Origin of the sequence: Pseudomonas panipatensis, assembly GCF_900099785.1 — a bacterium.
Classification (GTDB): Bacteria; Pseudomonadota; Gammaproteobacteria; order Pseudomonadales; family Pseudomonadaceae; genus Pseudomonas; species Pseudomonas panipatensis.
On sequence record NZ_FNDS01000014.1, the window covers coordinates 12710 to 37252 of the forward strand.

Genomic DNA, 24543 nt, shown 5'->3' on the forward strand with positions numbered 1-24543 from the left:
GCGATGGCCGAGCCGAATGCCTCGCTCTACGAAATGCTCTTGCAGAATTTCGCCGGCGAACTGGACCTGTATCGAGTCCGCGATGAAGACCAGCTCATCCTCTCGGTGCTGGATAACCTGCAGCGCATCCTCAACAGCCGGGCCGGCACCCTCGGCCATCTGCCGGACTACGGCTTGCCGGACATGGGCCAGATTCTCCAGGGCTTGCCCGCCACCGCGCATGGGTTGATGAGCACCCTGAGCGAGACGCTCCTGAAGTACGAACCGCGCTTGGCCACGGTGAGCATCGACCTGTTGCCGCAGCGTCAGCCGGGCCATCTGGAGTACGCCCTCGATGTGCAGTTGCACGGCGGTGAACGGGCGACTTTCGGTACCACCCTGGCGCCTGAGGGGAAGGTGCTGGTGCGTCATTTGAAACGGCAGAACTACCTGTCGATGTCGTGAAATCCGTGGCTGGTGGGCTTCTGAATGACAGTGCTGTCTGAAATGGAATTTCGCCTGGGAGGCGATCCGCGCGGTCTGGACGCCTTTGCCGCGCTACGCGATGAAATGACCAAACTGAGCCACCCGGCGCGTCCCGACGTGGATTGGCTCAAGGTCGAGCAGCTGTGTATGGCATTGCTGCAGAACAACGGGGTGGAGCTACAGACAGCGGCCTGCTTCGCTCTGCTGCGTACTCAGCGCTGCGGCTTGCCTGGCATGGTCGAAGGGGTGGCGCTGATCGAGGCCCTGGTCGATGAGTGGGCACGCCTGTGGCCGCCCATGACGTCCGTGCGAGTGGACATCCTGGCCTGGCTGTTCGGCCAATTGCAGCCGCGGCTGCGCGGCCTGGAGTTGACCGCGAAGGATCTGCCGACGGCTATCCAGTTGGACGCTGGACTGGCCCGCTTGAGCGAACGGCTGGAGCACCAGCTTCAAGCCCCTGTGCTGTCGCTGCACGCCCTGCGGCAGCAGGTCGACGCTTTGCTCAAGCGCCTGGAGCGAAGTGCCCCTCCCGGCGAGGCATCGCCGCGCAGTGCCTCGTGCAAGGTGAAGGTGACGCCTGGGATATCCGCGGTGGCGGAAGAGGATAGCCTCGCAGCCGTGACGTCGGTGGCGAACCGCAACGCACAGCAGCGCCGTATCGCCTGGTGGCTATTGGCGCTGGCCGGCGCCATTGCCTTGAGCGGCCTGATCGGAGGGCGTCGCTGGATCCAGGGCAACGCGGCCAGCGACCCGGGGCAACCGGCGCCGGCCGCCTCGCCAGCGGCGAAAATCCCCGCTCCGGTGCGCCTGGATAGCCTGCTGCTGTTCAACCTGGGCAGCGCCGAACTCAAGCCGGGCTCGACCAAGGTGCTGGTCAACGCGCTGGTCGGCATCAAGGCCCAGCCCGGCTGGCTGATCGTCATCGCCGGCCATACCGATGCCACGGGAAACGCCGAGCAGAACCTTCAGTTATCCCTCGCCCGAGCCGCCGCGGTGCGCGACTGGATGCAACGCATGGGCGATATTCCCGACAGTTGTTTCGCCGTCCAGGGCTTCGGCGCCAGCCAGCCGATCGCCAGCAACGACACCGAGGCCGGGCGCGCGGCCAACCGCCGCGTCGATATCCGCCTGGTGCCGGAACTGGGGGCCTGTACGCCGCACGCTTACTGAGCGAAGCCTGCGGCGACGCGGTTGTGTTTCTCAACGCTCGGGGGCTTCTGGGGCCGCTCTGCCCCCGCATGAACGAGCCAACCGGGGCTCGGATCGCTTGCGCGTCTTGCCAGGGCCGGCAGGGCGAGCATCGAGCCGGCGACACCTGGCTGAAACACAACATCAATCTGGCTGACATCTCGGCGTGGCAATGTGTCGAGCGTGCGCCTGCCTGGTCGGAAATCACGGCGTCGATGGTGGATTTCCGGCTTTTCCAGAGGCGGCGACGCACCGGATTCGGACGCTGCGCGCATTGGAAAATGCTTGATGCGGCGTTGTGTCGCAGGGTGCGCGGGGCGATTTCCCAAGTATCCAGTGCAACCTTGATTGAGGTCATTTCCAGGTTGGCACGGAGGTGTTTCGGGCTGCTCTCGAAGGCCCTGAGCGCAGCGCTGAAGGCCTTGCCGATCCTGGCTCCAGAGGCTGTCCGCAAGGTCAGATGGATGACCCCCGACGGGGCGGCGGATTGCGTGTCCGAGACGCGCAGGCTGGTCGTTTTTTGAGCGGGCCGGGCGGGGACTCTTAACTCTACAGAGATAATGTCTTGTTAAAAATGAGACCGCAGGGCCTTGCCAGCCTTTTCTGAAATGTCTTGTAATATCGCCCGCCTACTCATGGCCCCATACCGCCGCGGTTCCAGCGTTGCAGAACCACGGCAGAGTGCCGACCGCAAGCCGGCGCCTGATAACAACGAGGGGACTGACTGTGGTGGGTTTCTGCTCCATCAACGAGTAGGGCAATCCGCTCGTGAACACGGTGTCGTGCACGGTCTGGTTCCTGGGAACCGGCAGGGCAGGTCGCCAACACGCTGAATAACACGGAACGAATCAGCACACGGATCGGTTTCGCTACGCGAAAGCCGGGCTGGGTTCCTTTTGCCTTGTTTTCTTGCAGCGCCGATTCGCTACCCCATGGATCCACTAAGACGTCGCACTCTGGAAGTCGCGGCGGGCTGTTCGTCGAGCATGAACCCTGCGTGGGGAAATCTCATGGGCGGTGTAGCTATGTTCATCCATTAAGGCCGCAAGATGAAAATAGACCAGTACTCTGGATACCTGAAGAGATTGTCATTGCTGCCGCTGCTCACTCTGGGTGGCTGCAACATGACCCTGTTCGACCCGAAAGGGCAGATCGGTGCCGACGAGAAGTCGCTGATCATCACCGCGACGCTGCTGATGCTGCTCGTTGTGATCCCAGTGATCATCATGACCCTGGCGTTCGCCTGGAAGTACCGCGCTTCGAACACCAAAGCCACTTACATGCCCAACTGGGCACACTCCACGCGCATCGAGCTGGTGGTGTGGCTGATCCCTTGCCTGATCATCGCCGTCCTCGGCTGGATCACCTGGGAAAGCACGCACAAGCTGGACCCCTATCGCCCGCTGGATTCCGACGTCAAGCCGGTGACCATCCAGGCCGTCTCGCTGGATTGGAAATGGCTGTTCATCTACCCGGAGCAGGGCATCGCTACCGTCAACGAGATCGCCTTCCCGAAAGGCACTCCGGTGAACTTCCAGATCACCTCCGACTCGGTGATGAACTCGTTCTTCATCCCGCAGCTGGGTAGCCAGGTTTACGCCATGGCCGGGATGCAGACCAAGCTGCACCTGATCGCCAACGAAGAAGGCGTGTTCGACGGCATCTCCGCCAACTACAGCGGCGGCGGCTTCTCCGGCATGAAGTTCAAGGCCATCGCCACCACCGAGCAGGGCTTCCAGGACTGGGTCGCCAAGGTCAAGGCCGCGCCCGGCACGCTGCAGCTGGACAGCTATCCCGAGCTGGTCAAGCCGAGCGAAGACGTTCCGGCGAGCTACTTCTCCTCGGTTAGCCCGGACCTGTTCATGCACATCCTCACCAAGTACGAGCGCGCTGGCCACGAAATGGCCGCAGCCGAAGGCGAGCAGGCCAAGGCCGGGCACGTCGAGGGTGAGCATGAAGCGACCGCCATGGCCGGTCACGACATGCAGGACATGAAAGACATGCACACGAAGCCGAGTATCCAGGAGTAATCGCAGATGTTCGGGAAACTGACTCTCGAGGCCGTGCCATTCCACGTGCCTATCGTCATGATCACACTGTCGGTCGTCGCCCTGCTGGGCCTCGGCGTCGTCGGTGCGATCACCTACTACCGCAAGTGGACCTACCTGTGGACCGAGTGGTTGACCTCCATCGACCACAAGAAAATCGGCGTGATGTACATCATCGTCGCCCTGATCATGCTCATGCGCGGCTTCGCCGACGCCATCATGATGCGCGGCCAGCTGGCCCTGGCCGAAGGGGCCAACCACGGCTACCTGCCGCCTGAGCACTACGACCAGATCTTCACCGCTCACGGCGTGATCATGATCATCTTCATGGCCATGCCCTTCATGACCGGTCTGATGAACCTGGCCGTACCGCTGCAGATCGGTGCCCGTGACGTGGCCTTCCCGTTCCTGAACTCCCTCAGCTTCTGGCTGCTGGTGGTCAGTGCGATGCTGGTCAACGTGTCCCTGGGCCTGGGCGAGTTCGCCCGTACCGGTTGGGTCGCCTATCCGCCGCTGTCCGAGCTGGCCTACAGCCCAGGCGTCGGGGTGGACTACTACATCTGGGCGCTACAGATATCCGGCATGGGCACATTGCTCACGGGTATCAACTTCCTGGTCACCGTGTTCAAGATGCGTACTCCGGGCATGAAGCTGATGCACATGCCGATCTTCACCTGGACTTGCACCTTCGCCAACATCCTGATCGTCGCGTCCTTCCCGATCCTGACCGCGGCCCTGGGCCTGCTGTCGCTGGACCGCTACCTGGACATGCACTTCTTCACCAACGAGCTCGGCGGCAACGCCATGATGTACATCAACCTCTTCTGGGCCTGGGGCCATCCTGAGGTGTACATCCTGATCCTGCCGGCCTTCGGTATCTTCTCCGAAGTCACCGCGACCTTCGCCGGCAAGCGCATGTTCGGCTACACCTCGATGGTCTGGGCCAGCGCAGCGATCACCTTCCTCGGCTTCACCGTTTGGCTGCACCACTTCTTCACCATGGGTTCGGGCGGCGACGTCAACGGCTTCTTCGGCGTTGCGACCATGCTGATCTCCATCCCCACCGGTGTGAAGCTGTTCAACTGGATGTTCACCATCTTCCGTGGTCGCCTGCGCTTCAGCACGCCGATCCTCTGGACCCTGGGCTTCATGGTGACCTTCAGCATCGGCGGTATGACCGGCGTTCTGCTGGCTATCCCGGGCGCTGACTTCCTGCTGCACAACAGCCTGTTCCTGATCGCCCACTTCCACAACACCATCATCGGTGGCGCGGTGTTCGGCTATCTGGCTGGCTTCGCCTTCTGGTTCCCGAAAGCCTTCGGCTTCAAGCTCGACGAGAAGTGGGGCAAGCGTTCCTTCTGGTTCTGGCTGGTCGGCTTCTACGTCGCCTTCATGCCGCTGTACATCCTCGGCTTCATGGGCATGACCCGTCGCCTGAACCACTACGACAACCCGCTGTGGACGCCGTACCTGGTGGTGGCGTTCTTCGGCGCCGTGCTGATCTTCCTCGGCATCGCCTGCACCGTCATCCAGCTGCTGGTTTCCATCAAGAACCGCAAGCAACTGGCCGACGTCACCGGCGACCCGTGGGGCGGCCGTACCCTGGAGTGGTCCACTTCCTCGCCGCCGCCGTACTACAACTTCGCCGAACTGCCTGTGGTGCGTGATATCGACGCCTTCCACGACATGAAGGAAAGCGGCAAGGCCTACCAGGCTCCGGCGAAGTACAAGCCGATCCACATGCCGAAGAACACCGCGGCCGGCTTCTCCATCGCGCTGTTCGCCTTCATCTTCGGTTTCGCTGCCATCTGGCACATCTGGTGGATGGTGGGCGTCGGCTTCGTCGGCATGATCGCTTCCTTCATCGTGCGCAGCTATGTCACCGACGTGGACTACTACGTCCAGCCGGACGAGATCGAGCGCATCGAGAACCGTCATTTCCAGCAACTCGCCAAACAGGTCTAAGCCATGTCTTCGGCAGTATTGAGCAAACACTCGGTCCATGCCCACGAGGTGGGTCACGACCACGATCATGATCACGACCACGATGCGGGCGGGAACACGGTATTCGGCTTCTGGCTGTACCTGATGACCGACTGCATCCTGTTCTCCTGCGTCTTCGCCACCTACGCGATGCTGGTTCACCACACCGCGGGCGGCCCGAGCGGGAAGGACATTTTCGAGCTGCCCTATGTGGCCGTCGAAACCGCGATCCTGCTGATCTCCAGCTGCACCTACGGCCTGGCGATGCTCGCCGCGCACAAGGGCGCCAAGGGCAAGGCGATCGCCTGGCTCGGGATTACCTTCCTCTGCGGCGCCGCGTTCATCGGTATGGAAGTCAATGAATTCCATCACCTGATCGCCGAGGGCTCCGGCCCGAGCCGTAGCGCCTTCCTGTCGTCCTTCTTCACCCTGGTCGGCATGCACGGTCTGCACGTCAGTGCCGGCCTGCTGTGGATGCTGGTGCTGATGGCGCAGATCGCCACCCGTGGCCTGACCGCGCAGAACAACACCCGGATGATGTGCCTGAGCCTGTTCTGGCACTTCCTCGACATCGTCTGGATCTGCGTATTCACCGTCGTCTACCTGATGGGGGCCCTGTAATGAGCGCTGCACACGACAATGCCGGGGCCGGACACGGCAGCCTCGGTTCCTACGCGATCGGTTTCGTGCTGTCGGTGATCCTGACCGCGATTCCCTTCTTCATGGTCATGAACGGCAGCTTCTCGCGGTCGGCGACCATCCTCACCATGGTCGTCCTCGGCCTGGTGCAGGTGGTGGTCCACCTCGTGTGCTTCCTGCACATGAACATGTCGTCGGAAGGTCGCTGGAACGTGATGGCATTCATCTTCACCGCCATCATCATCCTGCTGGTGGTGGGTCTGTCGCTGTGGATCATCTTCAGCGCCGACGCTCTGATGATGCCGATGCACTGAGGCCGTTGACGTGAAGCTGAAGCGTTACCTTCTGATCGCCAAACCGGGGATCATCTTCGGCAACCTGATCGCCGTGGCGGGGGGGTTCTTCCTCGCCGCCCGCGGCAGCGTCGATCCGATGCTGCTGCTGGCGACGGTGATCGGCCTGTCTCTGGTAGTGGCCAGCGGGTGCGTGCTGAACAACTGCATCGACCGTGACATCGACCGCCACATGGAGCGCACCCGCGGGCGCGTTCTGGTCACCGGGCAAATCTCGCTGAAGGCCGCGCTGGCCCACGGCGTGGTCCTCGGCGTCGCCGGCTTCGGCCTGCTGTGGTGGAAGACCAACGTCCAGGCGACGCTGCTGGCCGCCTTCGGCTTCATCGTCTACGTCGGCTTCTACAGCCTCTGGCTGAAGCGCAGTTCGGTGTACGGCACCCTGGTCGGCAGCCTCTCCGGGGCCATGCCGCCGGTGGTGGGGTATTGCGCGGCGAGTGGCCATTTCGACATGGGCGCGGCCGTGCTGCTGCTGATCTTCTGCCTGTGGCAGATGCCGCACTCCTATGCGATCGCCATCTTCCGCCTGGCCGACTACCAGGCCGCGGGCATCCCGGTCTGGCCGGTGGCCCGTGGCATCGAAGCGACCAAGCGGCAGATCCTCTACTACGTGCTGGCCTTCGGTGCCGCCACCCTGCTGCTGACCCTGACCGGCTTCGCCGGTTACGGTTACCTGGTGGTGGCCCTGGCGGTCAGCGCCTGGTGGGCGTTCATCGCGGTCTCCGGCTTCCGCGCCGAGGATGATCGTCTCTGGGCCCGCAAGCTGTTCGCCTTCTCCATCGTGGCGATCAGCATGCTCAGCCTGATGATGTCGATCGACTTCCGCACGCTGCCTGGCCATGCGCTGATGGGCCTGCTGTAACGGCTCGACGGCAACGAAAAAGCCGCCCCTCGGGGCGGCTTTTTCATGCCTGCGATTCCAGGCGATCGCGCCGGGTGAACGAGCGCTGGCGGTCATCCAGCGTTCGCCGGGGACGCCACGGCGCGCATGACGCCTCCGGCGTCATGCGCCCTGCAGGGCCTCAGTGCAGCTTCAGGCGCGGTTCGGTGCTGCGTCCGATGCGGTCGCCGAGCATCATCAGGGCCGTGCGGGTCACGCCGTAGAGCGCCATCTGGTGCATGCGGTACAGCGAGATGTAGAACATCCGCGCCAGCCAGCCCTCCAGTTTGACGCTGCCCATCAGGTTGCCCATGAGGTTGCCCACCGCGCTGAAGCGCGACAGCGAAATCAGCGAGCCGTAGTCGGTGTAGCGGTACGCCGGCAGTGCCTTGCCTTCCAGGCGTGCGACCAGCCCCTTGGCCAGCAGCGAGGCCTGCTGGTGCGCAGCCTGGGCGCGCGGCGGCACGCTGCGCTCGCTGCCGTCGCCGAGCGGGCAGGCCGCGCAATCGCCGAAGGCGAAGATGCTGTCGTCGCGGGTGGTCTGCAGGGTCGGGCGCACCACCAGTTGGTTGATGCGGTTGCTCTCCAGGCCATCGAGGTCCTTGAGCAGGCTGGGCGCGCGGATGCCGGCGGCCCAGACCTTGAGGCTGGCGGGGATGAACTCGCCATTGGCGGTCTTCAGCCCCTCGGCGCTGACCTCGCTGACCGGCGCGCCGATGAGCACGCGCACGCCGAGTTTCTCCAGGGTGCGATGCACCGGCTGGCTGATGCGTTCCGGCAGCGCCGGCAGCACGCGCGGCCCGGCTTCGATCAGGGTGATGCGCATGTTCTGCGGCTGGATGCTGTTCAGGCCATAGGCGGCCAGTTCGTGAGCGGCATGGTGCAGTTCGGCCGACAGTTCGACGCCCGTGGCGCCGGCACCGACGATGGCCACGCTGATCTGGTCGTCGTCCTGGCGGTTGGCATGGGCGCGCAGGTAGTGATTGAGCAGTTGGCGGTGGAAGCGTTCGGCCTGCTCGCGGGTGTCGAGGAAGATGCAGTGCTGCGCCGCCCCGGCGGTGCCGAAGTCATTGGTGGTGCTGCCCACGGCCAGGACCAGCGTGTCGTAGTCGAGGGTGCGCGCCGGCAGCAGCTCGCGGCCTTCCTCGTCATGGGTCGCGGCAAGCTGGATACGCTTGCCCGCGCGGTCCAGTCCGCTCAGGCGGCCGAGCTGGAACTCGAAGTGGTTCCATTTCGCCTGGGCGACGTAGTTCAGCTCATCCTCGTGGGAGTTGAGCGAGCCGGCGGCCACTTCATGCAGCAGGGGTTTCCAGATGTGGGTGAGGTTGGCGTCGACCAGGGTGATCTGCGCCTTGCCTTTCTTACCCAGGGTGCGGCCGAGACGGGTCGCGAGCTCCAGCCCGCCGGCGCCGCCGCCGACGATCACGATACGATGGGACATGGGACGTTCTCATAGCTTAGGGAATCCTGTGCGGGCCGGGCGGCGATTCAGTTCGCCAGGTGGGCCAGGAGGCGGCTGAGCAGTCCCAGGGCGATGACCACGAAAGTGAGCGCGGCCATCATCAGCCACGGCTTGAAGGGTGCACGCTCGACTTGGTGCAGCGGCGAGCTGAGGTACTGCTCGACTTTCTGCTGGTCTTCGGGGCTCAGGCGACTGGGCATGGTTGGCCTCCGTTTCTAATGTCGAGCATTCTAGTCGGCCAATGGCGGGCTCTCAATCGAACGAAATGCCCTACAAGCCAATACCATTGTCCAGTAGTACCACCCGGCCGAGGTTGGAGCGCAGGAATTCCGGGGCGTCGTTGTGCGCGAAGATCACCCGGGCGAAGTTCGGCCCGACCAGCGACAGCGAACGCCAGCCCTGGCGCAGGAACTCGGTGGGGGGTGGAAAAGGGGTGTTGAAGTCCGGCGTTTCGCGCTTGAGGCTGACGAAGGCGAGCAGGTCCAGTTCGCCATGGTCGATACCGCGCTCGCTGTAGTTGTGCGCCTTCTTGCTCAGGGTCGGCGCCAGGCGTCGCTGCAGTTCGCTGCAGTTGATGCGCCGCGGCTTCTGCTCGCGGCGCATCAACTGGCGCAGGCTCTGCGCCAGGCGCCGACGCTGCAGCTCCTCGCGCCATTCCTCGTTGAGCCGGCGGCCTTCGTCGAGGACGAAGAACACCTCGAAGCAGGCGTCGCGGAACAGCACATCCGGCGGCTGCTGTTCGGGAGCGATGAACTCGTCCTGGCGGAAGGGCACTTTCAGCGTCTGCAGCAGGCGCTGGCAGGCCCAACGCTCGCGATCCCACTTGCGCGCGTTGGAGAGGAATTCATTGGCCATTTCGGCTTGGCGCCTGAGCAGGTGCAGGTATTCGCTTTCGTCCATGCCAACAGCTTAGCGCGACTCGACGCCGGGGGAGCCCTGCGACGAAGCGACTCGCTTGCCCAGCGAGCAAATTGCATGGCCTTCACACTGCCCTGTGTAAACTGTGGCGATCCTTGGAGAGGCCGACAGTCATGCAGTTGCGCAGCGTTACCGCCGCTGATCACCCACAGCTACTCGCACTCTGGTCACGCACCCCGGGCATCCAGTTACGCCGCGACGATGAATACGCGCCTTTCGTGGCCTACCTGGCGCGTAATCCGGAGCTGAGCCTGCTGCTGGAGCATGAGGGGCAGGTCGTCGGCTGCCTGCTGGTCGGCCATGACGGCCGGCGGGGTTATCTGCAGCATTTGCTGGTGGATGAGGCCTTCCGCGGGCGCGGGCTGGCGCGCGCACTGCTCGATGAGGCCCTGGCGCGCCTGGCGCGGCTGGGGATCGGCAAGTCTCATGTCTTCGTCTTGCGCGACGCGCCCGAGGCGCTGTCCTTCTGGGAGGCCCAGCCTGGCTGGGCGCGACGCGACGATATCCTGGTCTATTCGGTGGGAGGTTGAGTGATGAAAAGACTCTGCGCGATGCTGCTGCTGGCGTTGCTTCCGGTGCTGGGCTGGGCGGCGAACGGGGAGGGCGCGCCGGCGGGTTGGACGTTGCTCGACCAGTACGACAAGCCCTATACCCAGGACGACAATCTGAAGGTCTTGCTGGTCGCGCGCGACATGGCCGGCGGCAAGCTGGTGAAGGCGGCCCTGGAGGGGCTTCCGCAGGATTATCTGCCGCAGCGCCATGCGGTGTTCGTCGCCGATATCAGCAAGATGCCGGGCATGATCGCCAAGCTGTTCGCCGTGCCGGCCATGCGCGATTACAACTACCGCGTCCTGCTCGACCGCGAATCGCGGGTGGCCAGCCACTATGAGGTGGCTGCGGACAGCGTGCTCTGGGTCACCCTGGAGCATGGCAAGCCAGTCTCCAGCCAGTCCTATTCGGCGGCACCGGCGCTGCGCCAGGCCCTGGAGCGGGCCGGCCAGTGATCGCTGCGCAGCTGCTCTCGGCGGAAAGCCTGGGACTCGGCTGGGCGCTCTATCTGCCGCTGGTCGGCCTGGCCGCCTGGCGTGCGCCCTGGCTGGAGTTGATCAGCGACTTCCGCCGCCAGCACCTGATGTTCGGCACCATGCTCGCGCTCTTCCTGCTCTGGCTGGTGCGCCGGGACTTCGCCTCCGGGCTGTCCTTCCACTTCATCGGCATGACCGCCGTGACCCTGTTGCTGGATTGGCCGCTGGCGATTCTGGTGGGCTTGGTGGCGCAGGTCGGGCTCTGCGTCATCGGCCGCCAGGACTGGCTGGCCATCGGCGTCAACGGCGTGCTGCTGGTATTGGTGCCGGTGGCTGTCACCGAGTTGGCGGCGATCTATGTCGAGCGCCGGCAGCCGCGCAACCTGTTCGTCTACATCTTCTGCTCGGGCTTCTTCCCGGCGGCGCTGGCAGCTCTGTGCAGCATTCTGTTGGGGCTCGGCTTGCTGTGGCTGGACGGCATCTTCCCCATGCCGCCCTGGCTGGACGATTTCATCGGCTACCTGTGGCTGGTGATGTTCCCCGAGGCCTTCATCAACGGCATGATCGTGACCGGCCTGGTGGTCTTCTACCCGGATTGGCTGGAGACTTTCAACCGCACCCGCTACCTGCAGGCGCCCTGGAAGGACGACGACCGGCACGGCGATGGCCCGCCGTGATGGTGGCCGATTCGGCCGGGCCATCGCCTTGTCGGCATTGATCCAGGTCAGTTCTCTTCCGTCGCCGCGTCGGGAAACTCGTCTTCCCCACAGTCAAGGAGAGCGGGTATGAGCATTCACAGTTGGGCCGAGCAACGCATTCACGAACTGCTGGTGGAAGCCGAAGCGGCGGGCATGGACGGGCAACTCGTGCTGCGCGGACTGCTCAGCGTGGTGGTGCGGGCCAATGCCCAGGTGCGCAGCCAGGACGACCTGGCGCACGAACTGCAATTCCTCGCCGACAACCTCGACGAAGACCGCGATTACGCCTTCATGCGCCCGTAGCCCAAGCCAGCGCGGCCATGCGGACATGCGGCCGCGCGTTCCGCTGCTCCGGCTCGGGTCTCAATGCCCGCGCAGCGGCGGGGCATCCAGTTCGGTGGAAAACACATCGTCTTCCAGGTCGTTGCCGGGAATCGCGTGCTCCTCGGCGGCCCAGGCGCCGAGATCGATCAGCTTGCAGCGTTCCGAACAGAAGGGTCGGCTCGGGCTCTTCTCGCTCCATTCCACGGGGGCGCCGCAGGTCGGGCATTCCACTGTCAGGGGCTGGCTCATGGTTGTCCTCCTCGCAGGCTGAGATAGAAATCGTGCAGGCGCTCGACCTCACGATGCAGATGGGCCAGGTCGCTGTCGTTGACCAGCACATCGTCGGCATGCCGCAGGCGCTCATCGCGCTGGGCCTGGACCTGAAGGATGGCGCGGACCTGCTCCTCCGGCACATTGTCACGGCGCATGGTGCGCTCCAGCTGCAGGTGCTCCGGGGTGTCCACCACCAGGATGCGTTGGGCCAGGCGGCGCTGCCCGGACTCGACCAGCAGCGGCGAAACCAGGATGGCGTAGGGCGATTCGGCCTGACCCAGGTGGTTGGCGATCTCCTGGCCGATCAACGGGTGCAGCAGTTGCTCCAGCCAGCGCCGCTCCTCGGCGGACTGGAAGATGCGCTCACGCAGGGCGGCCCGGTTCAAGGTGCCATCGGGCAGCAGCATGGCCTCGCCGAAACGCTCGACGATGCTGGTCAGCGCCGGGCGGCCGGGCTCCACCACCCAGCGCGCGGCATGATCGGCATCGACCATGTGCGCGCCGAGCGCGGAAAAATGCGCCGCGGCGGCGCTCTTGCCGCTGCCGATGCCGCCGGTGAGGCCAAGAATCCAGGGTTTCATCGTTCTCCTCGCGCCGATCGTGGCTGGCATCCCCGCGAACGCGGGGACCCGGAGAGAGTCGGCGTTCGCGAGAGGGCTACCTGAAACCGGCGAAATGCAGATAGGTAGCGGTTATTTGATCACCCCAGAGCAATGCAATCCAGCCGGCGATGGCCAGATAGGGGCCGAAAGGGATGGGCGTGCCATGCTCGGCGTTGCGCAGGCGCAGCAGGATCACCCCGAGCACCGCGCCGACCAGGGAGGAAAACAGGATGGTCAGCGGCAGCACCTGCCAGCCGCCCCAGGCGCCGATCATCGCCAGCAGCTTGAAGTCGCCGTAGCCCATGCCTTCCTTGCCAGTGACCAGCTTGAACAGCCAATACACCGACCACAGGCTGAGGTAGCCGAACACCGCTCCCCAGAGCGCATCGGCGAGAGGGCTGAACAGCCCGAAGATGTTGGCGATCAGGCCCAGCCAGAGCAGCGGCAGCACCAGCGTATCGGGGAGCAACTGATGGTCGACATCGATCAGGCTCATGGCCAGCAAGCCCCAGCTCAGCAGCAGCATGGCCCCGGCCTGCCAGGTGAAGCCGAAATGCCAGGCGACGAACGCGGAAAGCAGGGCGGCGGCGAGTTCCACCAACGGATAGCGCACACCGATGGACGCCTTGCAGGCCGAACACTTGCCGCGCAACGCCAGGTAGCTGACCAGCGGAATGTTCTCCCAGGGACGGATCTCATGGCCGCAATGCGGGCACTGCGAGTTGGGCAGGACCAGGTTATAGGTCGCCTGCTTCTCCGGCTCCGGCAACCCGAGCGCTTCACGCGCCTGCTGCTGCCAGTCCAGCTCCATCATCTTGGGCAAACGGTGAATGAGCACATTGAGGAAACTACCGACCAGAAGGCCGAGCAGGGTCGCGCATAAAACAAAGGCCAGCGCGTGGCTGGCCAGAAAGTCGATGACAGACATGTTTAAACGACGGAACCCAGTTGGAAAATAGGGAGGTACATGGCAATGATCAGGCCGCCGACCAGTACACCGAGCACGGCCATGATCATCGGTTCCATCAGGGTGGTCAGGTTATCGACGGCGTTGTCGACTTCTTCTTCGTAATAGCTGGCAACCTTATCCAGCATGGCATCGAGCGAGCCTGACTCTTCACCAATGGCAGCCATCTGAATGGCCATGCTGGGGAACACGCCTGTGGTGCGCATCGAGAAGTTCAATTGAGTGCCGGACGAGACATCTTGTTTAATCTTGTTGACCGCGTTGCGGAATACAACGTTGCCGGTGGCGCCGGATACTGAGTCGAGTGCTTCGACCAATGGGACACCCGCAGCGAAAGTAGTGGATAGTGTGCGGGCATATCGGGCCACCGCAGATTTGTAAATAATTGCACCGATGATGGGTAGCTTAAGTATTCCTCGGTCAACAGAGTCGCGGAATTTTTCTGAGCGCCTATGTGCTTCTCTGAGAGTGAAGGCGCAGGCAAACATGGCGATCAATACGATGATCCACCATTTTTGCAGTGCTTCAGATAGATTGATAACCATCTGAGTAAAAGCGGGAAGTTCGGCGCCGAAATTGGCGAAGACGGACTTGAACTGTGGCACAACTTTAATCAGCAAGATTGCAGACACAATAATGGCAACGACGACTACCGCAATAGGGTAGGTCATCGCCTTCTTGATCTTGGCTTTCAATGACTCGGTTTTTTCCTTGTAAGTGGCGACCCTATCCAGCAGTGTCTCCAAGGCGCCTGACTGTTCTCCGGCATCAACAAGGTTGCAGTAGAGATCATCAAAATACTGCGGTTTCTTACGTAGGGAGTTGGCCAAGCTGTTACCCGCTGCAACCTCCTGCTTGACCTCATCGACCAGTTTGCGCATGTTCGGGTTTTCAAATCCTTCGCCAATGATGTCGAAGGACTGCAGCAAGGGCACACCGGAGCCCATCATGGTCGCCATCTGCCGAGTGAAGAGGGCGATATCCATGGGCTTTATTTTCTTGCCCTTGCCCAGCAGCGAAATGCCTTTTTTGCGAACCTTGATCGGATTGATGCCCTGCTTGCGTAGTTGAGCCTTGACCAGGGCAGTATTGACACCGGTCAGCTCCCCTTTGATTTTGCCACCCTTGCGGTCCGTACCTTCCCAGGTGAAGACGCTGGTCTTTAGTGCTTTGTCCGCCATGGATTAATCCTTGGTCACGCGGTTGACTTCCTCGAGGCTGGTGATGCCTTGCATGGCCTTCAGCAGGCCTGAGGTGCGCAGGTCATTAAAGCCTTCCTTGCGGGCTTGCTCCGCGATCTGAATGGAGTTGCCTTCTTCCATGATAATCCGCTGCAGCGCTGGCGTGATTTTAACCACTTCATAAATACCGACGCGGCCTTTATAGCCATTCTTGCAGTTTTCGCAGCCAACGGGGGAGTAGAGCGTGAAGGTTCCGATGCGTTCTTCCGGGAACCCCTCATGCAGCAGGGCCTCTCTGGGCACGTCGTGCTCTTTCTTGCAATGCGGGCAAAGCTTGCGCGCCAAGCGCTGTGCGATGATCAGGTTGACTGACGTAGCGAGGTTAAAGGACGCCACGCCCATGTTTAGCAGACGGGTCAGGGTCTCTGCCGCACTGTTGGTGTGCAGGGTAGACATCACCATGTGTCCGGTTTGCGCCGCCTTGATTGCAATCTCGGCGGTTTCCAGGTCGCGAATCTCGCCGACCATGATCACATCCGGGTCCTGGCGCAGGAACGCGCGCAAAGCTGTCGAGAAGTCCATGCCTTGTTTGGGATTGACGTTGACCTGGTTGATGCCTTCCAGGTTGATCTCCACCGGATCTTCTGCCGTGGAGATATTGATATCCGGGGTATTGAGGATATTCAGACCGGTGTACAGCGACACCGTCTTGCCGGAGCCGGTCGGGCCAGTAACCAGGATCATGCCTTGTGGCTGCTTCAGTGCTTCAAGATAAAGTTGCTTTTGGGCATCTTCATATCCCAGAGCATCAATTCCCATCTGTGCGCTGGCGGAGTCGAGAATCCGCATCACAATTTTCTCGCCCCAGAGGGTCGGCATGGTGTTGACGCGGAAGTCGATGGACTTGCTCTTCGAAACGCGCATCTTGATCCTGCCGTCTTGGGGTTTACGGCGTTCGGAGATATCCAGCCCGGCCATGACCTTGAGCCGCGCGGAAATGCGGTTGGCCAACTGGATCGGTGGCTTGGCTACTTCATGTAGCATGCCGTCGGTACGAAAACGCACCCGATAGATCTTTTCATAAGGCTCGAAATGCAGGTCGGAAGAGCCGCCCCTGATTGCATCTAGCAGCATTTTGTTGACAAAGCGCACCACTGGCGCGTCGTCGGCGTCGCCACCAATTGCCTCTTCCTTGCGATCGCCCTCGCCACTTTCGATATCCAGCCCTTCGAGGTCGACATCTCCAAGGTCGTCAAGCCCGCCAGTAGCACTCTCGAACAACTTCTCGATGGCATCGCCGAGCTTGTCGTCCTCGACGAGAATGCCTTCGGTGGTCAGTCCGGTGCTGAACTGCACATCGGTGATGGCCTGGTGGTTGGTGGGGTCGGAGAAGCCCACGAAAAGCTTGTTGCCTCGGCGCCACAGCGGGATGACCCGGTGCTGGCGCACCAGCTTCTCGCTGATCAGTTCCTTGGGCATGCTCTCGCGGTCCATGCTGCTCAGGTCGCAAAAGGCGATGCCGAATTGTTCCGCAGCTAGTTCGGTAAGCGGGCGACTCTTAACCAGCTTGTTCTGCACCAAGTAGGTAACAAGCGACAACTTGTTGCGCTGAGCCTGTTGCTGCGCCTGCTGCGCGCTTTTCTCGTCGAGGAGTTCAGCAATCACCAGTTGGCGGGCGAGGCCGGATAGGACGACGTGATCGTTCATGGAGGATGGGCCGGCAGAAAATGTGCACTTCTTATAACTCACCGGCCATTTGGTGCCAAATGGCTGCACGGTAGGTGTCATTTTTTGTCATCTTTTGCCAGTTCCGGCAAGGGTGCTGCCTTGTGATGGCTTGTTGGTACCGGATTTCCTGTCAAATCAGGGTTGGCATAGCTTGTGCTTAAGTCCAGTCAGGTCAATAGACCGTCCCCCATTTCAAGGAGAGTTATATGAACGCTCAGAAGGGTTTTACCCTGATTGAACTCATGATCGTGGTAGCGATCATCGGTATCCTGGCCGCCATCGCGCTGCCTGCATATCAAGATTACACCGTGCGCTCTCGTGTTTCGGAGCTTGCAGTTATGGCCTCGGGGATGAAAGCTACCGTTGGCGAGAATATTGCGAACTTGGGCTCGATCAAGGCCGGTTCTTGCAGTGGCGTCAGTACTGTGACTGTTGCAACTACTAACACTGCTTCGAGCACTTGTACTGATGCTACTGGGGTAATCATTGTTACTGGTAGTACGGCAGCCAAGGGTGTTGTTCTGACCTACACTCCGACTCTGACCACTGATGGTGTTATTTCGTGGCAGTGCACCGCGGCTTCGACCGACTACAAATATGTTCCGGCTGAGTGCCGTAATGCTGCAGCTGCACCTGCAGGTGGTGGTGGCGCCTAAGTTCTTTAGAACGTAGAAAATGCGCCGCGAATGCGGCGCATTTTTTTTTGAGATTTATTTAATTTTGTCTCTCGGAGAGTGTATGAAAGCGCTGGCTTCTTGGTTTGAGTCGAAGATGCAGTGTCTGTGGTCATACAAAGTGGCGCGTGTTGGGTCGCGAATAATTGTTTTTGCAGTATTCTTGCAATTTGCTGTTCTGCTTATGCAGACTTATTTAGAGGTTCGAACGATTAATTACTTGTTGCTGTTTTTAGGTGAGGTTTTAACCATCTCCTTGATTGTGTTTGCGCGTGATACGGAGAGTGTTAGACTTGCTCCGGTCGCTTTTTTGTGCGCTATGGCGGCTACCTTTTACTATCTTTATTTTAGTTTTGATGTTGGGTTGAGCCTGTTTTCGGATAGAAGGGTTGCTGAATTTGTTCAGATTTTTGGTATTGCCTTTCAAATTTTTGCAAAACTAAGCCTGGGTCGGAGTTTTGGTTTGGTTCCGGCGAATCGAGGTGTTGTTACCACGGGTGCCTATCGTCTAGTTAGGCATCCAATTTATCTTGGCTATCTTCTCGGTCATGTTGGTTTTATTTTAGGGGCGTTTTCCATTAGAAATGCTGTGCTTTTGGTGGTTTTGTATTTTTTCCAAGGGATTAGGATTCTTGAGGAAGAAAAATTTCTGCGGAGGGAGCCAGAATATTTGAAGTATGTAAAACGGGTGCGCTGGAGGGCTATACCGGGGCTCTTTTAGTTTCAATTGTTGTTGTCTTGTTGCATAAATTGATTGTTGGTGTTAGATTCCGCGCCGCCGCCGGTGTAGCTCAGTCGGTAGAGCAGCTCATTCGTAATGAGAAGGTCGGGGGTTCGATTCCTCTCACCGGCACCAGCTTCAATGCAAAGCCCCGCTTCGGCGGGGCTTTTTGCTTTCCGGGATTTCGTTTCGCTGCCCGGTGGGGCATGGAAAATCTCCGGCTTGGCTATCGAATCGCCATTAGTGGCACCGCTATACTCCGACGGCCGCTAGGGGCTTTCCGTGAGATGGATCGGCTTGTGAAGCATTCGAGCGATAACGCCAGGTTCAGTCGTTTCTATGCCAGGCGTGTGCTGCTGCCACGTGCCGTGGGGTTGGCGGTGGGGTTCTTCTGTGTCGCCGGCGTGCTCTGGGGGCACGGATGGTCGCCGTGGGTGTGGGGGCTGCTGGTGTGGTTCTGCTACCTCTGGCCGCTGATGGCTTACCGGGTGTCTTCGGTATCGCCTGCGCCGCGGGAGCTTGAGCGGCGCTTCGTGCTCTTCGATTCGCTGATGGGTGGTTTCTGGATCGCCACCATCCAGTTCAATGTGTTGCCCTCGGTAATGATGCTGTCCATGTTGGCGATGAACAACACGGCCGCCGGCGGCGCGCGCTTCGTCGCTCAGGGATTCGTCTTCCAGGGCTTGGGCATGCTGTTGTCCGGGTTGTTGTTCGGCTTTGGCTTTTCGCCTGATACCTCCCAGCCCGAGCTTTACGCCTGTATCCCGATGCTGGTGGTGCATCCGATGACCATTGGCCTGGTGCTCTACCGCCTGGCGATCCAGTTGTCCCAGCACAAGAAGGCGCTGCGTGAGCTGAGCCGGACCGACAGCCTGACGCAGCTGTTCAATCGCGGCTACTGGAAGGAGTGCCTGCAGCGTGAGTTCGAACTCTGCCGGCAGACGCGCCAGGAGGCCTCGCTGGCGCTGATCGATGTCGATCATTTCAAGACCACCAACGACCAGCACGGGCATATGGTCGGTGATCTGGTACTGCGTCGGCTGAGCGAGTTCATGCGGGAGCATCTGCGTGCGGACGATCTCGCCGGGCGCTACGGCGGCGATGAGTTCTGCGTGCTGCTGCCGCGCCTCAAGCCTGACGCGGCGCGCGAGGTGCTGGCACGCTTGAGTCGGGAGCTGGCCCTGCAGCACTGGGATGGCGTGCCGGAGTTGCGCATCAGTCTGAGCATCGGCGTCGCCGGCTTCGATCCGGGCATGCCGGATGTCACCGAATGGCTGCGTCGCGCCGACCAGGCGCTCTACGAAGCCAAGGGGCAGGGGCGCGACCGCATCGTCCTGGACGCCGAAGTGCCGCTGGCGGCGCGCCGCGCCTGAGCGGCCGGCGAGCGCGTGACGTGACCCACTCGCTCGCCACTCCCGGAAGGCGTGGCGAGTCCCGTCAGTTCGTCGATCTCACAGGCTCAGGCGCATGGACAGGTCGAGCGCCTTGACGTCCTTGGTCAGGGTGCCGATGGAGATGTAGTCGACGCCGGTTTCGGCAATGCGCCGCAGCGTGCTCTCGTTGATGCCGCCGGAGGCTTCCAGCTTGGCGCGTCCGGCGGTGATGCGCACGGCGCTGCGCATGTCGTCCAGGCTCAGTTCGTCGAGCATGATGATGTCGGCTCCGGCCTCCAGGGCCTGCGTCAGCTCGTCCAGGTCTTCCACTTCCACTTCCACCGGCTTGCCCGGGGCGATGCGCCGGGCCTCATTGACGGCGGCGGCGATGCCACCGCAGGCGGCGATATGGTTTTCCTTGATCAGGAAGGCGTCGTACAGGCCGATGCGGTGGTTATGGCAGCCGCCACAGGTGACCGCGTATTTCTGTGCCAGGCGCAGGCCGGGCAGTGTCTTGCGGGTGTCGAGCAGCTTGACCCCGGTGCCCTCCACCAGGTTGGCGTAGTGGCGGGCGCGGCTGGCGGTGCCGGAGAGCAACTGGAGGAAGTTCAGCGCGCTGCGCTCGCCGCTGAGCAGGGCGCGTGCCGGGCCTTGCAGGGTGAACAGGGTCTGGTCGGCGACGACCTGTTCGCCGTCACGCACTTTCCATTCGACCTGTACGCGCGGGTCGAGCTGGCGGAAGACTTCATCGACCCAGGCGCAGCCGGCGATGGTGGCGTCCTCTCGGGTGATGACGCGAGCGCTGGCGAGGCGTTCGGCTGGAATCAACTGCGCGGTGATGTCGCCGCTGCCGATGTCTTCGGCCAGGGCGGCGCGGACGTTGTCCTGGATTTCCCCGGTGAGGTCGACAAGGGTGAGGTTCGGCATGGCGGGCTCCTGGTTCGCGGTGGAGCGATTATACGAGGCGGCGCGTCACTCGTGTGCCTCGGTGTGCACTGGCGGTGGCGGGCTGGGCCAGACGAGCGGTCGCTGTTCTTCTGTGAATTTCATCAAGATTGGCCGTGATACCTCTTGGTTGTCATGCGGGCTTCTCTATAATGAGCGTGAAAATCCCCATTTTTTGACGCCACTCATTTGACGTTACGGACAACGCTCCACTGACTGTTGTTGCCGCCCCTCGGTCCTGACAAGGTCGACGGCAGGAGACTTGTGATGCAGAACGAAGCGAACGTAGTGCCGCTGAACAAGCTGGCCCAGGGGCAGTCGCCGACTTCTACTTCCGGGCGTCTGCCCGTGGCGTTGGTCACTGTGCGCGATAAGGTCGCTACGCAGTTGCGGCAGGCCATGCAGGCCCTGTTCGATAACGCCGACGACACGCTGTTCGAGATGGCCGACCGCGCCACCACCAACACCGAGCAGAGTGCGTTCTTCGAGGCCATGCGTGACTTGCGCCTGAAGCGCAAGGGTATCGAGCGTGGCTTCCTGCAGAAGCTCTTCGACAACTTCGCCAGCCTCAACCAGTACGAAATCGGCAAGCCCCATCTGGACGCGGTGTCCTTCGACAACCTGTCGCTGGTGCAGAACGATGAACTGGAAGAGGCCGTGGCGCTGGACGCCATGGTCGGCAAGGTGCTCAACCGCGATGGTGTCGCGCTGGCGCATCTCACCACCCGGCTGAATACCCTGGTCAGCAAGAAGGTCGAGGACAAGAACAACCCGCTCGGGCCGCGCCCGCTGTGCGAGGCGTTCCTGGAGGCCTGTTGCAGCCTGGGGGTGGAGATCAAGGTCAAGCTGATCATCCTCAAGCTGTTCGACAAGTACGTCCTGGCCGATGCCGACCAGCTATACGCCGAGGCCAACCAGTCGCTGGTGGCGCAAGGGGTGCTGCCGGAGTTGAAGTCTGCCCCGGCGCGCCGTCCGGCAGAGCGTGGCGGGCCAGCCCGCGCGCCGGAAGGCAACGCTGCCGGCGAGGTGCTGCAGGGTGCCCCCGCCGCCCACCTGGACGCCGACAGCCAGGCGGCCTTCGGTGCCTTGCAGGAGCTGCTCGTCCAGGTTCGCAGCCTGGCGCCGCGCCGTTCGATGCCGGCCGATGCGCTGCCGATCTCCAGCAATGACCTGATGCGTCTGCTCTCGCACCTGCAGTCGCACCTGCCGGTGCAAAGCATCGAAGAGGTCGACGTGCGCCAGCATCTCGACCAGTTGCTGACGCGCGTCAGCAACAAGAGCGGACGTTCCCGCGTGGTCGGCCAGGTCGATGAAGATGTCATCAACCTGGTGTCCATGCTCTTCGAGTTCATCCTCGACGACCGCACCCTGCCGGACTCGCTCAAGGCCCTGATCGGCCGCATGCAGATTCCCATGCTCAAGGTCGCGGTGCTGGACAAGACCTTCTTCAGCCGCGGCAGCCACCCGGCCCGACGCCTGCTCAACGAGATCGCCTCGGCGGCGCTGGGCTGGGCGGAGCAGAACGATCTGCAGCGCGACAGCCTTTACCAGAAGATCGAGCAGGTGGTGATGCGCCTGCTGAACGATTTCGTCGATGACACGGCGATCTTTGCCGAGTTGCTGGAAGACTTCATTGCCTTCACTGGCGACGAGCGTCGCCGCAGCGAGCTGCTGGAGCAGCGCACGCGCGATGCCGAAGAGGGGCGCGCGCGGGCCGAAATGGCGCGCCAGGACGTCGAGCGGGTGCTCAACCAGCGCCTGTTCGGTCGCACCCTGCCGGAGGTGGTGGTGCGTCTGCTGCAGGAGGCCTGGAGCAAGGTCCTGCTGCTGACCTGCCTGAAGCACGGCACCGAGTCGGCGCAGTGGCAGGAAGCTCTGGCGACCATGGATGACCTTATCTGGAGCGTCGAGCCGCACGAGGACGCCGAGTCGCGCATGCGCTTGCTGGAGATGGTCCCGCAATTGCTCAAGTCGTTGCGCGAAGGCTTGAGCAGCGCGGCCTTCGATCCGTTCTCCACGGGTGAATTCTTCGGTCGCCTGGAGGACCTGCATGTGCAGGCCTTCCAGCGCTTCAAGCAGGCCGAGGAGGCGCTGCCGCTCGACGATGTGCCCTTGCTCGACGACCCGGTCGAGGCTCCCCAGCCCGCGCAACCGGCAATGGTGGCGGTGGTGGAGGAAATCCTCCTGGTCGCGCCGGGCGAGGCGCGTGCGCCCGAACCCGAGGCATCGCTGCCGGATGACGACGATTCGCTGCGTCAGGTCGATGAGTTGCGCGTGGGCAGTTGGGTGGAAATCCAGGAAGACGCCGAGCACAAGCTGCGCTGCAAGCTGGCGGCGGTGATCAAGCCCAGCGGCCGCTACATCTTCGTCAATCGCACCGGGATGAAAGTCCTGGAAAAGACCCGCATGGGACTGGCCATGGAGTTCCGCCGCAACGCCGTGCGCCTGCTCAACGATGCCCTGTTGTTCGACCGGGCGCTGGAGTCGGTGATCGGCAACCTGCGGCGCTTGAAGAACGCCTGAGGTCACGCCTGGCCGGACTCCCGCAGAGGCGGGAATCCGCGCTGCCTTCTTATTACCCGCATTCTCTTCTCCGGGCCGCTGCTTTAGAGTGGACTCACGTCAAGGAGTCTCTATGCAGTTCGATCCCCAGAGCGGCTGGTGCCAAGGTGTCAGCCTCTGTCCGTCGCCGAACTTCAACGCCCGCCCGCCAGGGGAGAGGATTTCTCTGCTGGTGATCCACAACATCAGCCTGCCGCCCGGCCAGTTCGGCACCGGCAAGGTGCAATGCTTCTTCCAGAACCGCCTGGACGCCGACGAGCATCCCTACTTCGCCGGCATCGCCGCGATGACGGTGTCCGCGCATTTCCTCATCGAGCGTGACGGCAGCGTCTTCCAGTTCGTTTCCTGCAACGAGCGCGCCTGGCACGCCGGCGTTTCCCGCTTCGACGGGCGGGAAAACTGCAACGACTTTTCCATCGGCATCGAGCTGGAGGGCACCGACGAGCAGCCCTACAGTGATGCGCAGTACGCCGCGCTGTCGGCGCTTGCCCGGCAACTGCTGCGGGCCTATCCGGGCATCACCCGCGAGCGGATCCGCGGGCACAGCGATATCGCTCCCGGACGCAAGACCGATCCCGGCCCGGCCTTCGACTGGGCACGCTTTCTCGCCGCGCTCGACGAGGACAAGGAGTCGCTATGAGTTTCCTGGTGTTGTTGCTGGCCCTGCTGGTGGAGAAGTTCTCCGGTTGGCGCATGCGCCTGCAGAAGGATGGCCCCTGGCTGGCCTGGTTGGCGTTGATCGAGGGCTTGCCGGCCGTGGCGCGCCGGCCCTGGCTGGGGCTCCTCGTGGTGCTGCTGCCCGTCTTGTTGTTGCTGGCGTTGCTGCTGACCCTGCTGCAACCGCTGGCCTACGGTCTGCTGGCCTTGCCGGTGCACCTGCTGGTGCTGATCTGGAGCCTCGGCCGTGGCGATATCCAGCAGTCGCTCGGCCCCTTCCGCGACGCCTGGCGCCGCGAGGATGCGCAGGGCGCCTATCACGTCGCCGAGCGCGACCTGGGCGTGTTGGCCGAGAGTGATTCGGAACTGTTCGAGCAGGTCCAGGGAGTCTTGCTCTGGCAGGCCTATCAGAGCTTCTTCGCAGTGATCTTCTGGTATGCGCTGCTCGGCCCGGTCGCCGCGCTGGCCTACCGGCTGATCGCCTTGACGCTGCTGCACTGCCAGCAGGACGGGCTGCGCGAGCGGGCCGCGCAACTGCGCCATGCCTTTGACTGGCTGCCGGCGCGCGGCCTGGTGCTGAGCTTCGCCCTGGTCGGCAATTTCGTCTCCGTGACACGCATCCTCATGCAGGATTTGCTGGCCTGGGAAACCCCGCCGGCGCGCCTGTTGGCCCAGGCCGGCTACGTCGCCGAGGACGTCAACGACAGTTCCTTGGGCGCCTCGGGCGTGGCCAGTCTCGATGCGCTCTGGCAGTTGCTGGTGCGCGCCGCGCTGCTCTGGTACGCGGTGTTCGCGCTCTGCGCGCTGCTGATCTGAGCCGCGCCGGGGGCGTTGCTGGTCGCCCCCGGTGATGGCCCTTTAACCTTAAGTTACAGAAGCT

Annotated in this window: 27 protein-coding genes and 1 tRNA gene; 19 read left to right on the forward strand and 9 right to left on the reverse strand. The window is 62.3% G+C overall.

The genetic code is table 11. The features are described 5' to 3' along the window. Positions 1 to 3: 3 nt before the first annotated feature. The 8 genes from tssE (at position 4) to cyoE (ending at position 7535) form a co-directional block, all read left to right on the forward strand. Positions 4 to 444 carry a type VI secretion system baseplate subunit TssE gene (gene tssE / locus BLQ74_RS24210; RefSeq protein WP_090267699.1) on the forward strand — a complete coding sequence of 147 codons (441 nt, stop codon included), beginning with the start codon at positions 4 to 6 and terminating at the stop codon, positions 442 to 444. A 24-nt stretch (positions 445 to 468) separates the two neighbouring features. After that, positions 469 to 1635: an OmpA family protein gene (locus tag BLQ74_RS24215; RefSeq protein WP_090267700.1), complete on the forward strand. Its 1167-nt coding sequence runs from the start codon at positions 469 to 471 to the stop codon at positions 1633 to 1635. 68 nt (positions 1636 to 1703) lie between these two features. After that, positions 1704 to 2177: a hypothetical protein gene (locus BLQ74_RS24220; protein ID WP_139199122.1), complete on the forward strand. Its 474-nt coding sequence runs from the start codon at positions 1704 to 1706 to the stop codon at positions 2175 to 2177. 525 nt (positions 2178 to 2702) lie between these two features. After that, on the forward strand, positions 2703 to 3683 hold the full coding sequence (cyoA, locus tag BLQ74_RS24225) for a ubiquinol oxidase subunit II (protein WP_090267703.1): 981 nt from the start codon (positions 2703 to 2705) through the stop codon (positions 3681 to 3683). A gap of 6 nt (positions 3684 to 3689) precedes the next feature. After that, on the forward strand, positions 3690 to 5666 hold the full coding sequence (cyoB, locus tag BLQ74_RS24230; protein WP_090267705.1) for a cytochrome o ubiquinol oxidase subunit I: 1977 nt from the start codon (positions 3690 to 3692) through the stop codon (positions 5664 to 5666). Between the two features lie 3 nt (positions 5667 to 5669). After that, positions 5670 to 6305 carry a cytochrome o ubiquinol oxidase subunit III gene (cyoC, locus tag BLQ74_RS24235; RefSeq protein WP_090267706.1) on the forward strand — a complete coding sequence of 212 codons (636 nt, stop codon included), beginning with the start codon at positions 5670 to 5672 and terminating at the stop codon, positions 6303 to 6305. Beyond that, on the forward strand, positions 6305 to 6637 hold the full coding sequence (gene cyoD, locus BLQ74_RS24240; protein WP_090267708.1) for a cytochrome o ubiquinol oxidase subunit IV: 333 nt from the start codon (positions 6305 to 6307) through the stop codon (positions 6635 to 6637). Before cyoC ends, cyoD begins: the two co-directional genes overlap by 1 nt. Before the next feature lie 10 nt (positions 6638 to 6647). Then, positions 6648 to 7535 carry a heme o synthase gene (gene cyoE, locus BLQ74_RS24245; protein WP_090267709.1) on the forward strand — a complete coding sequence of 296 codons (888 nt, stop codon included), beginning with the start codon at positions 6648 to 6650 and terminating at the stop codon, positions 7533 to 7535. Between the two features lie 160 nt (positions 7536 to 7695). Here cyoE and BLQ74_RS24250 read toward each other — a convergent pair whose 3' ends face one another. The 3 genes from BLQ74_RS24250 to BLQ74_RS24260 all read right to left on the reverse strand — a co-directional run bounded on the left by BLQ74_RS24250 (position 7696) and on the right by BLQ74_RS24260 (position 9915). Then, positions 7696 to 8994, reverse strand: a complete 1299-nt coding sequence (locus BLQ74_RS24250) for an NAD(P)/FAD-dependent oxidoreductase (protein WP_090267711.1) — start codon at positions 8992 to 8994, stop codon at positions 7696 to 7698. Between the two features lie 47 nt (positions 8995 to 9041). Continuing rightward, positions 9042 to 9215 carry a DUF3094 family protein gene (locus tag BLQ74_RS24255; RefSeq protein WP_090267712.1) on the reverse strand — a complete coding sequence of 58 codons (174 nt, stop codon included), beginning with the start codon at positions 9213 to 9215 and terminating at the stop codon, positions 9042 to 9044. A 70-nt stretch (positions 9216 to 9285) separates the two neighbouring features. Then, the gene (locus BLQ74_RS24260) at positions 9286 to 9915 is read right to left on the reverse strand and encodes a DUF1780 domain-containing protein (RefSeq protein ID WP_090267713.1); all 630 of its coding nucleotides are present in this window, start codon (positions 9913 to 9915) and stop codon (positions 9286 to 9288) included. 131 nt (positions 9916 to 10046) lie between these two features. Here BLQ74_RS24260 and BLQ74_RS24265 point away from each other — a divergent pair, with 131 nt between their 5' ends. From BLQ74_RS24265 to BLQ74_RS24280, 4 genes are all read left to right on the forward strand, one after another. Then, positions 10047 to 10463 carry a GNAT family N-acetyltransferase gene (locus tag BLQ74_RS24265; protein ID WP_090267715.1) on the forward strand — a complete coding sequence of 139 codons (417 nt, stop codon included), beginning with the start codon at positions 10047 to 10049 and terminating at the stop codon, positions 10461 to 10463. A 3-nt stretch (positions 10464 to 10466) separates the two neighbouring features. Further along, the gene (locus BLQ74_RS24270; protein WP_374439890.1) at positions 10467 to 10937 is read left to right on the forward strand and encodes an FAD/FMN-containing dehydrogenase; all 471 of its coding nucleotides are present in this window, start codon (positions 10467 to 10469) and stop codon (positions 10935 to 10937) included. Next, a complete protein-coding gene (locus BLQ74_RS24275) occupies positions 10934 to 11635 on the forward strand; it encodes an energy-coupling factor ABC transporter permease (protein WP_090267719.1) in 702 nt (233 codons plus the stop codon). The genes BLQ74_RS24270 and BLQ74_RS24275 overlap by 4 nt, the downstream gene beginning before the upstream one ends. A 108-nt stretch (positions 11636 to 11743) precedes the next feature. Beyond that, positions 11744 to 11959 carry a hypothetical protein gene (locus BLQ74_RS24280; protein WP_090267721.1) on the forward strand — a complete coding sequence of 72 codons (216 nt, stop codon included), beginning with the start codon at positions 11744 to 11746 and terminating at the stop codon, positions 11957 to 11959. Positions 11960 to 12019: 60 nt separating this feature from the next. On the opposite strand, the gene yacG is transcribed toward BLQ74_RS24280, so the two are convergent. From yacG to pilB, 5 genes are all read right to left on the reverse strand, one after another. Then, on the reverse strand, positions 12020 to 12229 hold the full coding sequence (gene yacG, locus BLQ74_RS24285; RefSeq protein WP_090267723.1) for a DNA gyrase inhibitor YacG: 210 nt from the start codon (positions 12227 to 12229) through the stop codon (positions 12020 to 12022). Then, complete coding sequence (coaE, locus tag BLQ74_RS24290) at positions 12226 to 12834, reverse strand: dephospho-CoA kinase (RefSeq protein WP_090267725.1); 609 nt, start codon at positions 12832 to 12834, stop codon at positions 12226 to 12228. Before coaE ends, yacG begins: the two co-directional genes overlap by 4 nt. Before the next feature lie 76 nt (positions 12835 to 12910). Next, the gene (locus tag BLQ74_RS24295) at positions 12911 to 13783 is read right to left on the reverse strand and encodes a prepilin peptidase (protein WP_090267727.1); all 873 of its coding nucleotides are present in this window, start codon (positions 13781 to 13783) and stop codon (positions 12911 to 12913) included. 2 nt (positions 13784 to 13785) lie between these two features. Continuing rightward, on the reverse strand, positions 13786 to 15003 hold the full coding sequence (locus BLQ74_RS24300; protein WP_090267728.1) for a type II secretion system F family protein: 1218 nt from the start codon (positions 15001 to 15003) through the stop codon (positions 13786 to 13788). A gap of 3 nt (positions 15004 to 15006) precedes the next feature. Next, complete coding sequence (pilB, locus tag BLQ74_RS24305; protein ID WP_090267730.1) at positions 15007 to 16710, reverse strand: type IV-A pilus assembly ATPase PilB; 1704 nt, start codon at positions 16708 to 16710, stop codon at positions 15007 to 15009. A gap of 227 nt (positions 16711 to 16937) precedes the next feature. Here pilB and BLQ74_RS24310 point away from each other — a divergent pair, with 227 nt between their 5' ends. The 4 genes from BLQ74_RS24310 (at position 16938) to BLQ74_RS24325 (ending at position 19499) form a co-directional block, all read left to right on the forward strand. Further along, on the forward strand, positions 16938 to 17387 hold the full coding sequence (locus BLQ74_RS24310; protein WP_090267732.1) for a pilin: 450 nt from the start codon (positions 16938 to 16940) through the stop codon (positions 17385 to 17387). Between the two features lie 82 nt (positions 17388 to 17469). Next, the gene (locus tag BLQ74_RS24315) at positions 17470 to 18126 is read left to right on the forward strand and encodes a methyltransferase family protein (RefSeq protein ID WP_170842867.1); all 657 of its coding nucleotides are present in this window, start codon (positions 17470 to 17472) and stop codon (positions 18124 to 18126) included. 59 nt (positions 18127 to 18185) lie between these two features. Further along, positions 18186 to 18261, forward strand: a tRNA-Thr gene (locus tag BLQ74_RS24320). A gap of 164 nt (positions 18262 to 18425) precedes the next feature. Next, the gene (locus tag BLQ74_RS24325; protein WP_170842868.1) at positions 18426 to 19499 is read left to right on the forward strand and encodes a diguanylate cyclase; all 1074 of its coding nucleotides are present in this window, start codon (positions 18426 to 18428) and stop codon (positions 19497 to 19499) included. A gap of 78 nt (positions 19500 to 19577) precedes the next feature. On the opposite strand, the gene nadC is transcribed toward BLQ74_RS24325, so the two are convergent. Beyond that, entirely contained in the window at positions 19578 to 20426 is an 849-nt protein-coding gene (nadC, locus tag BLQ74_RS24330; RefSeq protein WP_090267737.1) for a carboxylating nicotinate-nucleotide diphosphorylase, read from the reverse strand. A 285-nt stretch (positions 20427 to 20711) separates the two neighbouring features. Between nadC and BLQ74_RS24335 the strand changes: the two genes are divergently transcribed. The 3 genes from BLQ74_RS24335 (at position 20712) to ampE (ending at position 24479) form a co-directional block, all read left to right on the forward strand. Next, on the forward strand, positions 20712 to 22967 hold the full coding sequence (locus tag BLQ74_RS24335) for a DUF1631 domain-containing protein (RefSeq protein ID WP_090267739.1): 2256 nt from the start codon (positions 20712 to 20714) through the stop codon (positions 22965 to 22967). Positions 22968 to 23079: 112 nt separating this feature from the next. Continuing rightward, positions 23080 to 23646 carry a 1,6-anhydro-N-acetylmuramyl-L-alanine amidase AmpD gene (gene ampD / locus BLQ74_RS24340; protein WP_090267741.1) on the forward strand — a complete coding sequence of 189 codons (567 nt, stop codon included), beginning with the start codon at positions 23080 to 23082 and terminating at the stop codon, positions 23644 to 23646. Then, complete coding sequence (ampE, locus tag BLQ74_RS24345; protein WP_090267742.1) at positions 23643 to 24479, forward strand: regulatory signaling modulator protein AmpE; 837 nt, start codon at positions 23643 to 23645, stop codon at positions 24477 to 24479. The genes ampD and ampE overlap by 4 nt, the downstream gene beginning before the upstream one ends. Positions 24480 to 24543 lie beyond the last annotated feature (64 nt).

Bases quoted from the DNA above. Each gene is read 5' to 3' on its own strand.
- BLQ74_RS24315 (WP_170842867.1), top strand. From the start codon at position 17,470: ATGAAAGCGCTGGCTTCTTGGTTTGAGTCGAAGATGCAGTGTCTGTGG.
- BLQ74_RS24270 (WP_374439890.1), top strand. From the start codon at position 10,467: ATGAAAAGACTCTGCGCGATGCTGCTGCTGGCGTTGCTTCCGGTGCTG.
- ampE (WP_090267742.1), top strand. From the start codon at position 23,643: ATGAGTTTCCTGGTGTTGTTGCTGGCCCTGCTGGTGGAGAAGTTCTCC.
- nadC (WP_090267737.1), bottom strand. From the start codon at position 20,426: ATGCCGAACCTCACCCTTGTCGACCTCACCGGGGAAATCCAGGACAAC.
- cyoB (WP_090267705.1), top strand. From the start codon at position 3,690: ATGTTCGGGAAACTGACTCTCGAGGCCGTGCCATTCCACGTGCCTATC.
- BLQ74_RS24335 (WP_090267739.1), top strand. From the start codon at position 20,712: ATGCAGAACGAAGCGAACGTAGTGCCGCTGAACAAGCTGGCCCAGGGG.
- BLQ74_RS24255 (WP_090267712.1), bottom strand. From the start codon at position 9,215: ATGCCCAGTCGCCTGAGCCCCGAAGACCAGCAGAAAGTCGAGCAGTAC.
- BLQ74_RS24220 (WP_139199122.1), top strand. From the start codon at position 1,704: ATGAACGAGCCAACCGGGGCTCGGATCGCTTGCGCGTCTTGCCAGGGC.
- pilB (WP_090267730.1), bottom strand. From the start codon at position 16,710: ATGAACGATCACGTCGTCCTATCCGGCCTCGCCCGCCAACTGGTGATT.
- ampD (WP_090267741.1), top strand. From the start codon at position 23,080: ATGCAGTTCGATCCCCAGAGCGGCTGGTGCCAAGGTGTCAGCCTCTGT.
- cyoD (WP_090267708.1), top strand. From the start codon at position 6,305: ATGAGCGCTGCACACGACAATGCCGGGGCCGGACACGGCAGCCTCGGT.
- tssE (WP_090267699.1), top strand. From the start codon at position 4: ATGGCCGAGCCGAATGCCTCGCTCTACGAAATGCTCTTGCAGAATTTC.
- BLQ74_RS24265 (WP_090267715.1), top strand. From the start codon at position 10,047: ATGCAGTTGCGCAGCGTTACCGCCGCTGATCACCCACAGCTACTCGCA.
- BLQ74_RS24250 (WP_090267711.1), bottom strand. From the start codon at position 8,994: ATGTCCCATCGTATCGTGATCGTCGGCGGCGGCGCCGGCGGGCTGGAG.
- BLQ74_RS24295 (WP_090267727.1), bottom strand. From the start codon at position 13,783: ATGTCTGTCATCGACTTTCTGGCCAGCCACGCGCTGGCCTTTGTTTTA.
- BLQ74_RS24300 (WP_090267728.1), bottom strand. From the start codon at position 15,003: ATGGCGGACAAAGCACTAAAGACCAGCGTCTTCACCTGGGAAGGTACG.
- coaE (WP_090267725.1), bottom strand. From the start codon at position 12,834: ATGAAACCCTGGATTCTTGGCCTCACCGGCGGCATCGGCAGCGGCAAG.
- cyoC (WP_090267706.1), top strand. From the start codon at position 5,670: ATGTCTTCGGCAGTATTGAGCAAACACTCGGTCCATGCCCACGAGGTG.
- yacG (WP_090267723.1), bottom strand. From the start codon at position 12,229: ATGAGCCAGCCCCTGACAGTGGAATGCCCGACCTGCGGCGCCCCCGTG.
- BLQ74_RS24280 (WP_090267721.1), top strand. From the start codon at position 11,744: ATGAGCATTCACAGTTGGGCCGAGCAACGCATTCACGAACTGCTGGTG.
- BLQ74_RS24260 (WP_090267713.1), bottom strand. From the start codon at position 9,915: ATGGACGAAAGCGAATACCTGCACCTGCTCAGGCGCCAAGCCGAAATG.
- cyoA (WP_090267703.1), top strand. From the start codon at position 2,703: ATGAAAATAGACCAGTACTCTGGATACCTGAAGAGATTGTCATTGCTG.
- BLQ74_RS24215 (WP_090267700.1), top strand. From the start codon at position 469: ATGACAGTGCTGTCTGAAATGGAATTTCGCCTGGGAGGCGATCCGCGC.
- BLQ74_RS24310 (WP_090267732.1), top strand. From the start codon at position 16,938: ATGAACGCTCAGAAGGGTTTTACCCTGATTGAACTCATGATCGTGGTA.